Source organism: Duganella levis, assembly GCF_009857605.1.
Classification (GTDB): domain Bacteria; phylum Pseudomonadota; class Gammaproteobacteria; order Burkholderiales; family Burkholderiaceae_D; genus Rugamonas; species Rugamonas levis.
Map to the genome: position 1 here is coordinate 1 of NZ_WWCT01000051.1, position 11,334 is coordinate 11,334.

Consider the following 11,334-nt stretch of genomic DNA (forward strand, 5'->3'; position numbering starts at 1 on the left):
CTGTTTGCATTGGTCGCACCTGTGCACGCCCAGGACGCCAAACCGGCGGCTGGCGCCGGTGCCGAGGCAGCAGCGGCAGCAACGGGCGCATCCGCCGGTTTGGCGTCCTGGGCGTGCACAGGTGCGGCCAATGCAAACAGGATGGAGACCCCAGCCAGCACGCTTGTTATAGTTTTCTTCATTCTCATCATCCTCTTAGAGAGCTTCGTTGCCGGTTTCACCGGTACGAATGCGGATCACTTGTTCCAGGTTGGTCACGAAGATTTTGCCGTCACCAATCTTGCCGGTGCGGGCAGCGCCTTCAATCGCTTCAATGGCCTGCTCGACGACCGCGTCGTCGACTGCCGCTTCGATCTTGGTCTTCGGCAGGAAGTCCACGACATACTCGGCACCGCGATACAGCTCGGTGTGGCCCTTCTGGCGACCGAAGCCTTTCACTTCGGTCACGGTAATGCCCTGCACGTTAATCGCCGACAGGGCTTCACGCACCTCGTCAAGCTTGAACGGCTTGATAATGGCGGTAATCATTTTCATACTGGCCTCGCTTAGAAGGTTTTGGAAATGGTCAGGACAACACCGGTTTTACCCAGGTTTTTCCCGTTTCCGACGTAAGCATTCGTGTCGGCACGGACCGCCGCCAATGCCACACTAAATACGCCGAAATCTTTGGTCAGGCCTACCTTGTAATCGCTGTAGCTGGAGGCGCTGTTATTCTTTACATTCTGGTGGCCGACGTGCAGATTCAACGTGTAGCCGTCGGAGATTTCCTGGTTCAGCTGGGCATCGACATAGCCCGAATTCTTGGAGTCGGCAAAGCCGAACAGATTGGTGGTCGACTGCGAATACTTGATCGATGCCGGGCCGAACGACAGCTGGCCGTACAGCTCGAAGGTATTGGCGCTCGGGTGCAGCTTGTTGGACGGGTAGAAGTAGTACAGGCCGCCGACGTCGTAGCTGATAGAATCGGTGATGGCGCCACGCTTACCAGCGTAGATATCCCACTCGACGCTACCATCGCCGCCGCCGTCCTTGATCCATTTGATGCTCGACAGCCAGGTGCCGACGTACAGACCGGTCGGGTTGTTCACGTAATCTGCGCCGCCTTGTAAGGCTGGGTCGAGATGCGTTTGCGATACGCCGCGGTAGCGGTAATCGTTGACAACGGCAGCGTTGAAGCTGACTTCGTTATCTGGTTTTGCTTCAGGAGCGGGTGTCGCTTCTTCGGCGCGCGCCATGGACGCGAATGCTAAGGTCAACGCAGCAATCAGGGTAAAGTTCTGGGCCATTTTCATAATTGTTTTTCCTAGTGAGTTGAACTTGATTAGCAGTTGCGGTTTAAAATCCTTGTTAAGCGAAGCGATGAAAGCATTCATAGGCTTCTTTAGCAGAATGTGTGCCAGCTAATGTTGTTCAGCAAACAGGTGGCGTATCATGGTTGATAACGGCCCCGCTCACCCCAAAGTGAGAATGTTGGGAAGCGGCCAGCGGGATTTCGGCGGTTTCGCACCACATTAACGCCGAGTCGCACCGTAATGGTGCAATGACAGACCCACCAGATCAAGGAATATTATGGATATGAACACTTTTTTTAATGACTTGCAAAACAAGATCAGCCAAGCCATCGAAAACTCACCAGCAAAGGACATTGAGAAGAACGTCAAGTCCATGATGACGCAGGGTTTCTCCAAGCTGGACCTGGTAACCCGCGAGGAATTCGACATCCAGACCCAGGTGCTGGCCAAGACCCGCGCCAAGCTGGAAGCACTGGAAACCCGCCTGGCCGAGCTGGAAGGCAAAGCCAACCCGTAATGTGAGCGAGGTTTGGGCTAGCGCAAGCTGGCCCGCCGGGCCGGGATTACGCTGGCGGTTGATTCTTCTCGTCCAGCCCCGGTCATGTCTATCCTTGCCATACTGAAAAGCCGCGCCTTGGCCGGCATGGAGGCGCAGGAAGTCAGCGTCGAAGTGCATCTGGCGAATGGACTCCCGGCCTTCACCATCGTTGGCCTGGCGGACACGGAAGTCAAAGAAGCCAAGGACCGCGTCCGCGCCGCCATCCAGAATGGCGGCTTTGAATTTCCCGCCCAACGCATCACCGTCAACCTGGCGCCCGCCGACCTGCCCAAGGAATCCGGCCGTTTCGACCTGCCGATCGCGCTCGGCATCCTGGCCGCCTCCAAGCAAATCCCCTCGCGCCGTCTGCATCAATATGAGTTTGCCGGGGAACTGTCGTTGTCCGGCGAGCTGCGCGCAATTCGCGGCGCCCTGGCGATGTCGCTGGCCACCCGGCGTGACGGCGGCTGCCTGGCCTTCATCCTGCCCATGGCCAATGCGGACGAAGCGGCGCTGGTATCGAATGCCGCCATCTATCCCGCCGCGTCGCTGCTGGAAGTCTGTCGCCACTTTGCCGGCAAATCGGTGGAGACCATGTTGTCGCGCCACGAGACCGCGCCGGTGGTGCTGCCGCAAGAATATCCCGACTTTGCCGACGTCAAAGGGCAACTGTTCGTCAAGCGCGCGCTGGAAGTGGCGGCGGCCGGCAATCACTCGGTGCTGATGGTGGGGCCGCCGGGCGCGGGCAAGACCATGCTGGCCTCGCGCTTCGCCGGACTGTTACCGGAAATGAGCGACGAAGAAGCGCTGGAGTCCGCCGCCGTGCAGTCGCTGACGGGCGGTTTCCGCATCGAGCAGTGGAAGCACCGGCCCTTTCGCGCGCCGCATCACACTTCTTCCGGTCCGGCATTGGTGGGCGGAGGCAGCGTGCCGCGTCCGGGCGAGATTTCACTGGCCCATCGCGGCGTGCTCTTCCTTGACGAGCTGCCCGAATTTAACCGACACGTCCTGGACGTATTGCGTGAACCGATGGAGTCGGGCCGCATCACGATTTCGCGGGCGGCGCGGCAGGCGGACTTCCCTGCCCACTTCCAGCTGATTGCAGCGATGAACCCCTGCCCCTGTGGATACACCGGTCACGCCAGCGTCGCCTGCCGGTGCACACCGGATGTCATCCTGCGCTATCAAAACCGGATCTCCGGCCCGCTGCTCGACCGCATCGACATTCAAATCGAAGTCGCCTCGGTTTCGCCTGACACCCTTGCCGCCGCAGCCGATGGCGAGCCATCCGCCATGATCGCCGCGCGGGTACAGGCAGCCACTACGCTGCAGCTGAACCGCCAGGGCAAGCGCAACCAATACCTGACGCCGCGCGAGATCGACCACTACTGCAAACTCGACCGCTTCAGCAAATCCAAGCTCAAGCAAAGCATGGAATCCTTCCATTGGTCGGGCCGGGCCTATCACCGCATCCTGCGCGTAGCGCGCACCATCGCCGACCTGGCAAAAAGCGACCGCATCCAGGAACCACATATGAGCGAAGCGATCCAATATCGACGCGCCCTACTCAAAGACTAGCCTCAAAGGAGAAGCATCATGCCGTCCACGACTTTCCTTAACAGTGCAGAAGCAGCCTATATCGCAGGGTTGAGCGAAGCTGTCATCGAACGCGCAGTGGCGAACCAAGTGGTTTCTGAACCATTGATCCGACAAGGAGCGGAATGGCGCATCTCCCGGCTCGCCGCCGCCTTCATTGCCTTCTACTGCAAAACAGAACAGCTCAGCCCACAGCGCAGAAGAAAAGCCATGCTGGCGTCCAGTGTCGCGCAGATCACAGCGGCCGGGAAACTGAAACGCGCCCTTGCCTTGAGGCTTTCCAGCAGAGATCAAACATTTGATCTCGTCCTAGCCCAGTACATCAATGCAGCAACGACACGCTCTCGCAGATTGGATCGGGCGCTGCGCGCCATCAGCATCTCGGATGAGGTGATGTGGGGCATGCCGGTGTTCAGCGGCACACGCGTTCCGGTTGAGACGGTCGTAGGTTCGCTTGAGGAAGGCATGCCCTTGGCGGAGCTCAAAGAATCGTATGCCTTTCTGACGGAAGATTTAGTCGAGTCAGCTCAAATCTATACGCAAACGCATCCCACGCAAGAAAAAGCCCGACGCATGTCCCAGACACATCCGGATTGGAAAATAACCAGCATCACTCACGTTCATCTATCAGAAAATGAGCTGGCGCCTGTTCCTCGACGAGTGTCTGTCCCCAAGCCTGGTGGGGATGGCAATTGATGCCGGTTTTGAGGCAACGTGCTCGAGAGATCGAGGGCTCCTGGGAGCAAAAGACCGGCAACTGATGACGAGCATTATCAATAACGACTACACCTTCGTCACACGCAACGCACGAGACTTTCGTGGAAAAGGCGCAAACTCACCAAGTGGGCTTTATGCATCACAGGAAGTTCACTCAGGGCTGATCTGCCTAAATTCAAATTTCGTCATGACCGTGGAGCGTCAGCAGTATCTTTTCAGTTGCGTATTACGGGAACTGGCGCAGCGAACCGATCTGACTAACCAGGTATTGGAAGTATTCGAGCAAGAACGCAGAGTAATCACATTGATCAGCTACGATCTATGCAGGCCAAGCGGCTAACGCCAATATAAAAAGTGGCTCGGGCACTGTATCTACATACCAAGTCTTGCCAGCTTGCTGCTATATTTGCTCGCAGTTCACTAACGCCAGGACCACGATGACCCGTTTGCCTCTCTATCTCGCCGCTAGCGCCGTGCTGGCCGGCTGCGCCACGACCCAATTGCCGCCTACTGATTTCACCTCCAACTCCGGCAGCCCGCGCGCGCCTGAGCAACTGGCGGTGACGTTTGAAAAAGTCGATCTGGCGCTGCGCGTCGATCCGGCCACCAAGAGCATTCGCGGCGACGCCGCCCTGACCTTCCTGCTGAAAGAACCGCTGACCCGCATCGCCGTCGAGCTCGACCGCAACCTGCCAATCGACAGCGCCAGCGTCGATGGCGTCACGCTGGCGCCCGCCGCCATCAGCAATCCCGACGGCCGTCTTTACCTGACGCTGCCGACGCCGCTGCAAGCCGGCGCCCGCACCACCGTACGCATCCAGTACCACGGCGTGCCGCACGTCGCCAAGCACGCACCATGGGACGGCGCCTTCACCTGGAGCCAGACCAAGGACGGCCAGCCGTGGATCGCCACCACCGTCGAAGGCGAAGGCTGCGATATGTTCTGGCCCTGCATCGACCACCCGATGGGCAAGCCGCAGCTGATCGACCTGCACATCACCGTGCCGTCGCCGCTGGTGGTGGCCGGCAACGGCGTGGCCACCGGCATGGAAGAGAAAGACGGCTGGCGCACCTACAACTGGCGCGCCAAGAACCCCAGCACTTACGGCGTCGCCCTCAACATCGGCCCGTACGAGATGCTGTCCGGCGACTACGCCAGCCGCTTCGGCAACACCATCCCGCTGCGCATGTGGTACCTGAAGGGCCACGATGAGGACGCCAAAGGCCTGTTCGCCGAGTTCACGCCGATGCTGGATTTCTTTGAATACCGCGTCGGCCCGTACCCATTCGGCGACGAGAAAATGGGCGTGGTCGAAACCCCGCACCTGGGCATGGAGCACCAGACCATCAACGCCTACGGCAACGGCTACGCCAAGTCCGCCTACGGCTACGACTGGCTGCTGCACCACGAGCTGTCGCATGAATGGTTCGGCAACCAGATGACCAACGCCGACTGGGACGATATGTGGCTGCACGAAGGCTTCGGTTCCTACATGCAGCCGCTGTACCTGGAATCGCTGCGCGGCGAACGCGACTTCCAGGCCGAGCTGTTCAACTTCCGCAAGTCGCTGTCGAACAAGGCACCGGTGGTCAGCGGCAAGACCCAGCGCATCGAGGACATCTACGAAGAGGCGCGCGGCGGCCCCGGCAACGACATCTACACCAAGGGCGCGCTGATCCTGCACACGCTGCGCAACCTGATCGGCGACGACGCCTTCTTCACCGCCACCCGCCGCATGGTGTACGGCACCGCCACGCCAACGCCGGGCAACTTCCAGCCGCGCTGGAGCAGCACCAAGGAGTTCGTCCAGTTCAGCAACGAAGCCAGCGGCCGCGACCTGAACTGGTTCTTCGACGCCTACCTCTACCACGCCGCGCTGCCGGAACTGGTAGAGGAGCGCAGCGGCGACAAGCTGACGCTGCGCTGGAAGCTGAAAGACGGCGGCGCCTTCCCGATGCCGATCGAAGTGCGCGTCAACGAGCGCATCGAAAAGCTGCCGATGACCGATGGCGTCGGCGTGGTCACCGTGCCCGCGCACGCCATGGTCACCATCGACCCGATGTCGCGCGTGCTGCGCCAGCAGCCGTGGATCGACGCCTGGAAGGCCGCTGACGAGAAGAAGAAGTCCAAGCGATGAAAATCCGCACGCCGACATTGTTACTGGCGCTGCTGACGGCCATCACCTTGTCGGCGTGCAGTCCGAAGTACGACTGGCGCGACTACCGCAGCGCCGACGCGCCGTACAGCGTGCTGTTCCCCGGCAAGCCGGCGACGCAAACGCGCGCCATCCACCTCGACCAGTTGGCGGTCAGCATGACCATGACCGCCGCCAACATCGACGGCGTGGTGTTCGCCGTCGGCAGCGCGCAACTGGCCGACGCCGCCGAGGCGCCGGCCGCCCTGGCGGCGATGCAGAGCGCAATGGTCAATAACATCGGCGGTATTATTACCAGCAGCAAGCCGCTCGCCAACGGCGCGGTAGAGGTGGATGCCAGCGGCAAAACCATGCGCCTGATCGGCCGTTTCATCGCCAAAGACCGCCGGGTTTACCAAATCGTCATCATCGGCGCACCGCAAAAAATCGAGGCCGAGCAGGCTGAAACATTCTTCACTTCCCTTAAATTCCTCTGAAAACCGGAGTATTCGCTTAGGGAATCCTTAATCGGGGTGCGGTAACGCCTAAACAGTGGCCGCAAAGTGTTGTAAAGTTTCAGTTATGTATTAAAGTCTTAGCTAACGGACGTGCCGTTGCCGAACCAGGAAAGTGCCGCTATGTTAATTGCATTCAAATCAAAATCCAGCCCGGAAGTATTGATGTACCAGGAACACGCGCAGCGCATCCTGGACCTGTTGCATAAGAATCCTACCCGTGGCGTGATCACCGCCGCCGAGGCCGCGCAAGCGCTGTCGGTACTGGAACATGAAGTGGCCGAAACCCGGCTGCATCCGGAAAGCGATGTCGAGCACGACATCCACGCCCACGAGCAGGAAGAAGGCGAAACCAAGGAACACGCAGCGTCGCAACGGGTCGGTTTCTCCGCCCGCGCTTACCCACTGCTGGAAATGCTGCGTACCGCCAAGGCGGAAAACGAACACATCATCTGGGGCATTTAATCCCCCGCCAGGGACGCCTTCAACGGTAAATCCATCGTGAAGCGCGTCCCGACGCCCACCGCACTGTCCACCCGTATCGAGCCATCCAGCAGCGACGTCACAATGTTGTAGGTGATGCTCAGGCCCAGTCCGTTGCCGCCCTGCCCCAGTTTGGTGGTAAAGAACGGATCGAAGATGCGCGCCTGATGTTCCATCGAAATCCCCTTGCCGTCATCCTCGAACACGATGCGCACCCGGTCAGCGCCCAACTGCACCGCCCACATGCGCATGGCGCCGCCTTCGCGGTCTTCAAACGCATGCAGCAGGGCGTTGTTGATCAGGTTGATGACCACCTGGCCGTACGGGCCGGGGAAGCTGTCCAGCACGATATCGTCCGGCATCTCCACCACGATCTGGTGGCCAGCCTTGCGCACCTGGTTCTTCATCGTCATGACAATCTCGTTGCTGGCCTGATGCAGATTGAACGGACGCCGCTTGGCGCTGGCCTGATCCACCGCCACCTGCTTGAAACTGTTGACCAGCTCGGCCGCACTGCGCAGGCTGCGCATCAGCAGCGTCGACGCCTCGCGCGATGCATCGAGGAAGCTGCGCAGGTCGGAACGGCGCAGCGTGTTGCCGTTGTTGAGCAGCTCCATCTCGCTGGTCTTGTCTTCCAGCGTGCTGGCAATCACCAGGCTGTTGCCGATCGGCGTGTTCAGCTCGTGCGCGACGCCCGCCACCAGCGAACCCAGTGCCGCCAGCTTCTCGCGCTCGACCAGCTGCTGCTGAGCGTCGCGCAACTGACGATAGGAATCGGCATTGGCAAACGCCACCGCCACGTAGGAGGCCAGCGTGGTCAGCATGTCGAGGTCGATGCGCTGGTACGCATGGGTGCGGTAGCTGTGAACCGTAATCACGCCGCGCACCTGGCCGCCGACCGAGATCGGCACATAGATCAATGAACGCGGCTCGGTCGGCAATGAACCGTCTTCCAGCGTGCCCATGTCTTCGGCGCCGGACACCAGATCCAGGCTGCCGATGTAGCGGCCGTACTCCAGCTCCAGATCGTTGATGAAGACTTCCTGATTATGCTGGATGCACCATACCGCCAGTTGGTTCGGCTCGCGCATGCTGCGCGTGTACGGCGTGTAGCGCTTGCCGCGCTCCATCGCGAACGGATACTCGATCAACTCCTGCTGCGGCCGGTAAATGCCGATGCCGAACACGCTGGCATCCATCAGCGCATGCACCTGCTGGTACAGCAGCGACATGATGGCCTCGCTGTCGAGGTTGGCGGTGATGCGGCGGCCGATGTCCGACAGCAGCGAAATATTGCGGTGGGCCAGCTCGACGTTTTCCTTCTCGCGCTCGATCGATTCTTTCTGCTGCACCAGCTCGTGCGTGCGGCTGTCGACCTGTTGCGCCAGCTCCTGCTTCTGCCGCACCAGCAGGCGGATGCGGATACGGAACAACAGGTAAGCGCTGCCCAGCACCAGGCACACGGCCAGGATGCGGAACCACCAGGTCTTCCACACCGGCGGCGTGATCGTTACCGTCACCGACACCGGCTCGGCGTTCCACACACCATCCTTGTTGGCGGCCTTGACGCGGAACACATATTGGCCGGGATCGAGATTGGTGTAGGTGGCAAAACGCTTGCCGGCATCGGCCGTCACCCAGCCCGGATCGAAGCCCTCCAGCTGATAGGCATAGCGGTTGCGCTGCGGGTCCGCGTAGTGCATGCCGGCGAACTCGAAAGAGAACACCGCATCGCGATACGACAGCGACAGCGAGTTCAAGCTGCCCAGCGGCCCGCGCACCTCGGCGCCGGCCGGCAAAGGCGTGCTGAGGATGGATTGATTGAAGATGGAGAAATCGGTGATGGCCACCTGCGGCGGCTCGGGATTGTCATGAATCTGGGCCGGCTGGAACGCCGTCACCCCCTCCAGCCCGCCGAAGTACAAGGTGCCATCCGGCGCGCGGTAGCCGGAACCGACGAAATACGAACCGTCGATCAGGCCATCGCGCGCGACGTAATTCCGGAACAGGCCGGTCTCCGGATTGAACTGCGAGATCCCTGCCGTCGTGCTGATCCACAAGCGCCCTTGGTGGTCCGGCAAAATCGCGCCGATCGGATCGTAGGAACGGCCATTGGCCGGTGGATAGACCCGGAAGCTGAGTTTGCCGTTGGCGCCCATCTGCGCCATGTTCAGGCCGGCCGCAGTACCGATCCACATCCGCTGTTGCGGATCCTGGTACAGATAGTAGACGCGGTTATGGCTCAGGCTGTCGGGCTTGGTCGCGTGGTGGCGATAGCGCTCGAATTTGCCGCTGCTGCGGTCCAGCCGGTCCAGGCCGTTCTCGGTGCCCACCCACAGATTGCCCTGCGGGTCTTCCAGCAGCGTGTACACGCGGCCGGATAATTTTTCAGGGTCGTCCGTATCGGACAGATACGTCTGCACCGCCAGCGTCTGCGGATCGATGCGATACAAGGCGGAGCGCGAGCCGACCCAGATCATGCCGTCCTTGGTCACCAGGATGCGCTGGATCGCCCGCGCCTGCGGATCATCATTGAGCGGCAACGCGTGGAAATAGTCGCTGCCGGCATCGCGCCAGAACAGGCCGCTCGGCGAACCCAGCCACAAACGGCCGCTCTGGTCGGTGGCCAGCGCGCCCAGCGCATCCGGCGGTAGCGAGCCGGGGCGCTGCTCGGTATTCGACGTCAACCTGGCCGTGCCTTGTGCCGGGTCCAGCAAGACCAGCCCTTGCGCCGACCCCAGCCACAACTTGCCATCCGGTGCACCGGTGATCGCCCTTACCTTGTTGCTGCCGATGCCAGGCAACACGCCGCCATGTTCGGTGTAGCGCTCGAAGCCGCCGCTATTGAGGTCGACGCGGTCGACGCCGCCATACCAGTTGCCCACCCACAGCGTGCCGGTGCGGTCCTGGTACAGCGAGCTGACTTGGGTGTCGCTGATGCCGTAACGGTTCAGGTTGTCGCGCGGGTAGCGATAGACACGGCCGCTGGACGGATCGCGCCGGCGCAGGCCGTCGCTAAATGTGCCCAGCCATAGCGTGCCGTCGCGATCGTGCATCAGTTTGGTCATGCGCTGTTGCGCCAGCTCGGCCGGAATCTCCACCGCCAGCCGTTCGGCCGACTGGCCGTTCAGGCGCCATGCTTGCACGCCCTTCAGCGTACCCGCCCACAGCACACCGTCCGGCCCGATCGACAGCGATATAAAGTTGTTCTCCGGCCGGTTTTCCTGGGGGCCGAAGTGATGGAATTGGGTGCCGCCTGCCGGCAGCAGCTCCAGGCCACGCGCCGTGCCCAGCCACAGATTGCCCTGCCGGTCGCGCGCCATGGTACTCACGCGGTCATCGTTGATGCTGTCCTGGTCGCCATCGGCGTGGCGCAGCACGCTCAGCTTCCCGCTGGCCATGTCCAGGTGCTGCAAGCCCTCAAAGGTGCCCAGCCACAAGCCCTGCTTGCCATCGCTGACAATATTGCTCACCGCCGCCTTGGACAGCACATGGGTAAACACCTGCGTGAGAGGATCATAGCGGTCGAGGCCGCTCCGGCTGCCGATCCATAAGCGGCCGGCGCCATCTTCGTACAAGGCCTGGATGTAGTTATCCTGCAGGCTGTGTGGATTGGTGGGGTCGTTTTTGAAGGCGGTGATGCGGTAACCGTCAAAACGGTTCAGGCCGGCCTGGGTGCCAAGCCACATATAACCCTGCCGGTCCTGCACCATGCTGGTGACCGACTCCTGTGTCAGCCCCTGCTCCACACCAAGATGCTCGAAACGCAGCGTGAGCGGTGCCGCGCGGGCCACCGTCAACAGCGCCAGCAACAGCAAAGCACAGGCACAACGCATTACATGAGGCATAAGATTGGGTTGCATATCAGATATCGACCCATTTTAATGCACAAAAGCAAAAAAGCCCCAACCAGATTGATACCGGAAGGGGCTTTTTCTATATAACTAGCTTGACGATAACCTACTTTCACACTGGTTGCAGCACTATCATCGGCGTAGAGTCGTTTCACGGTCCTGTTCGGGATGGGAAGGGGTGGGACCGACTTACTATGGTCATCA

Annotated in this window: 10 protein-coding genes, 1 rRNA gene and 2 pseudogenes; 8 read left to right on the forward strand and 5 right to left on the reverse strand. The window is 60.7% G+C overall.

Annotated features, from left to right (window positions below; genetic code table 11):
• From GTP69_RS31550 to GTP69_RS29990, 3 genes and pseudogenes are all read right to left on the reverse strand, one after another.
• A pseudogene (locus GTP69_RS31550) lies at positions 1 to 182 on the reverse strand (ammonium transporter); the annotation flags it as partial.
• Between the two features lie 13 nt (positions 183 to 195).
• A complete protein-coding gene (locus GTP69_RS29985) occupies positions 196 to 534 on the reverse strand; it encodes a P-II family nitrogen regulator (RefSeq protein WP_090187216.1) in 339 nt (112 codons plus the stop codon).
• Between the two features lie 11 nt (positions 535 to 545).
• Entirely contained in the window at positions 546 to 1,292 is a 747-nt protein-coding gene (locus tag GTP69_RS29990; protein WP_202424633.1) for a TorF family putative porin, read from the reverse strand.
• 277 nt (positions 1,293 to 1,569) lie between these two features.
• On the opposite strand from GTP69_RS29990, the gene GTP69_RS29995 reads away from it, so the two are divergent.
• From GTP69_RS29995 to GTP69_RS30025, 8 genes and pseudogenes are all read left to right on the forward strand, one after another.
• Positions 1,570 to 1,809 carry an accessory factor UbiK family protein gene (locus GTP69_RS29995; protein ID WP_161058293.1) on the forward strand — a complete coding sequence of 80 codons (240 nt, stop codon included), beginning with the start codon at positions 1,570 to 1,572 and terminating at the stop codon, positions 1,807 to 1,809.
• A gap of 84 nt (positions 1,810 to 1,893) precedes the next feature.
• A complete protein-coding gene (locus GTP69_RS30000) occupies positions 1,894 to 3,408 on the forward strand; it encodes a YifB family Mg chelatase-like AAA ATPase (protein WP_161058294.1) in 1,515 nt (504 codons plus the stop codon).
• An 18-nt stretch (positions 3,409 to 3,426) separates the two neighbouring features.
• Positions 3,427 to 4,122, forward strand: coding sequence for a DUF433 domain-containing protein (locus GTP69_RS30005; protein ID WP_161058295.1), 696 nt, complete (start codon positions 3,427 to 3,429; stop codon positions 4,120 to 4,122).
• Positions 4,112 to 4,186 (forward strand): annotated as a pseudogene (locus GTP69_RS31555) (hypothetical protein); the annotation flags it as partial. The gene GTP69_RS30005 and the pseudogene GTP69_RS31555, both read left to right, overlap by 11 nt.
• On the forward strand, positions 4,187 to 4,483 hold the full coding sequence (locus GTP69_RS30010; protein WP_229261219.1) for a hypothetical protein: 297 nt from the start codon (positions 4,187 to 4,189) through the stop codon (positions 4,481 to 4,483). It begins immediately after the preceding pseudogene.
• A gap of 97 nt (positions 4,484 to 4,580) precedes the next feature.
• Complete coding sequence (locus tag GTP69_RS30015; RefSeq protein ID WP_161058297.1) at positions 4,581 to 6,281, forward strand: M1 family metallopeptidase; 1,701 nt, start codon at positions 4,581 to 4,583, stop codon at positions 6,279 to 6,281.
• Entirely contained in the window at positions 6,278 to 6,775 is a 498-nt protein-coding gene (locus GTP69_RS30020; protein WP_161058298.1) for a hypothetical protein, read from the forward strand. The genes GTP69_RS30015 and GTP69_RS30020 overlap by 4 nt, the downstream gene beginning before the upstream one ends.
• A gap of 141 nt (positions 6,776 to 6,916) precedes the next feature.
• Positions 6,917 to 7,258 carry a DUF1840 domain-containing protein gene (locus tag GTP69_RS30025; RefSeq protein ID WP_161058299.1) on the forward strand — a complete coding sequence of 114 codons (342 nt, stop codon included), beginning with the start codon at positions 6,917 to 6,919 and terminating at the stop codon, positions 7,256 to 7,258.
• Here GTP69_RS30025 and GTP69_RS30030 read toward each other — a convergent pair.
• Both GTP69_RS30030 and rrf read right to left on the reverse strand, forming a co-directional pair.
• A complete protein-coding gene (locus GTP69_RS30030) occupies positions 7,255 to 11,112 on the reverse strand; it encodes a two-component regulator propeller domain-containing protein (protein ID WP_161058300.1) in 3,858 nt (1,285 codons plus the stop codon). The two genes, GTP69_RS30025 and GTP69_RS30030, sit on opposite strands and share 4 nt — an antisense overlap.
• 111 nt (positions 11,113 to 11,223) lie before the next feature.
• Positions 11,224 to 11,334 (reverse strand): 5S ribosomal RNA (gene rrf / locus GTP69_RS30035); the annotation flags it as partial.

What these genes read in the sequence shown, in the direction of transcription:
- GTP69_RS30025 (WP_161058299.1), top strand. Translation starts at nt 6,917, where the DNA reads ATGTTAATTGCATTCAAATCAAAATCCAGCCCGGAAGTATTGATGTAC.
- GTP69_RS30005 (WP_161058295.1), top strand. Translation starts at nt 3,427, where the DNA reads ATGCCGTCCACGACTTTCCTTAACAGTGCAGAAGCAGCCTATATCGCA.
- GTP69_RS29985 (WP_090187216.1), bottom strand. Translation starts at nt 534, where the DNA reads ATGAAAATGATTACCGCCATTATCAAGCCGTTCAAGCTTGACGAGGTG.
- GTP69_RS30000 (WP_161058294.1), top strand. Translation starts at nt 1,894, where the DNA reads ATGTCTATCCTTGCCATACTGAAAAGCCGCGCCTTGGCCGGCATGGAG.
- GTP69_RS30015 (WP_161058297.1), top strand. Translation starts at nt 4,581, where the DNA reads ATGACCCGTTTGCCTCTCTATCTCGCCGCTAGCGCCGTGCTGGCCGGC.
- GTP69_RS29990 (WP_202424633.1), bottom strand. Translation starts at nt 1,292, where the DNA reads ATGAAAATGGCCCAGAACTTTACCCTGATTGCTGCGTTGACCTTAGCA.
- GTP69_RS29995 (WP_161058293.1), top strand. Translation starts at nt 1,570, where the DNA reads ATGGATATGAACACTTTTTTTAATGACTTGCAAAACAAGATCAGCCAA.
- GTP69_RS30010 (WP_229261219.1), top strand. Translation starts at nt 4,187, where the DNA reads ATGACGAGCATTATCAATAACGACTACACCTTCGTCACACGCAACGCA.
- GTP69_RS30020 (WP_161058298.1), top strand. Translation starts at nt 6,278, where the DNA reads ATGAAAATCCGCACGCCGACATTGTTACTGGCGCTGCTGACGGCCATC.
- GTP69_RS30030 (WP_161058300.1), bottom strand. Translation starts at nt 11,112, where the DNA reads ATGCGTTGTGCCTGTGCTTTGCTGTTGCTGGCGCTGTTGACGGTGGCC.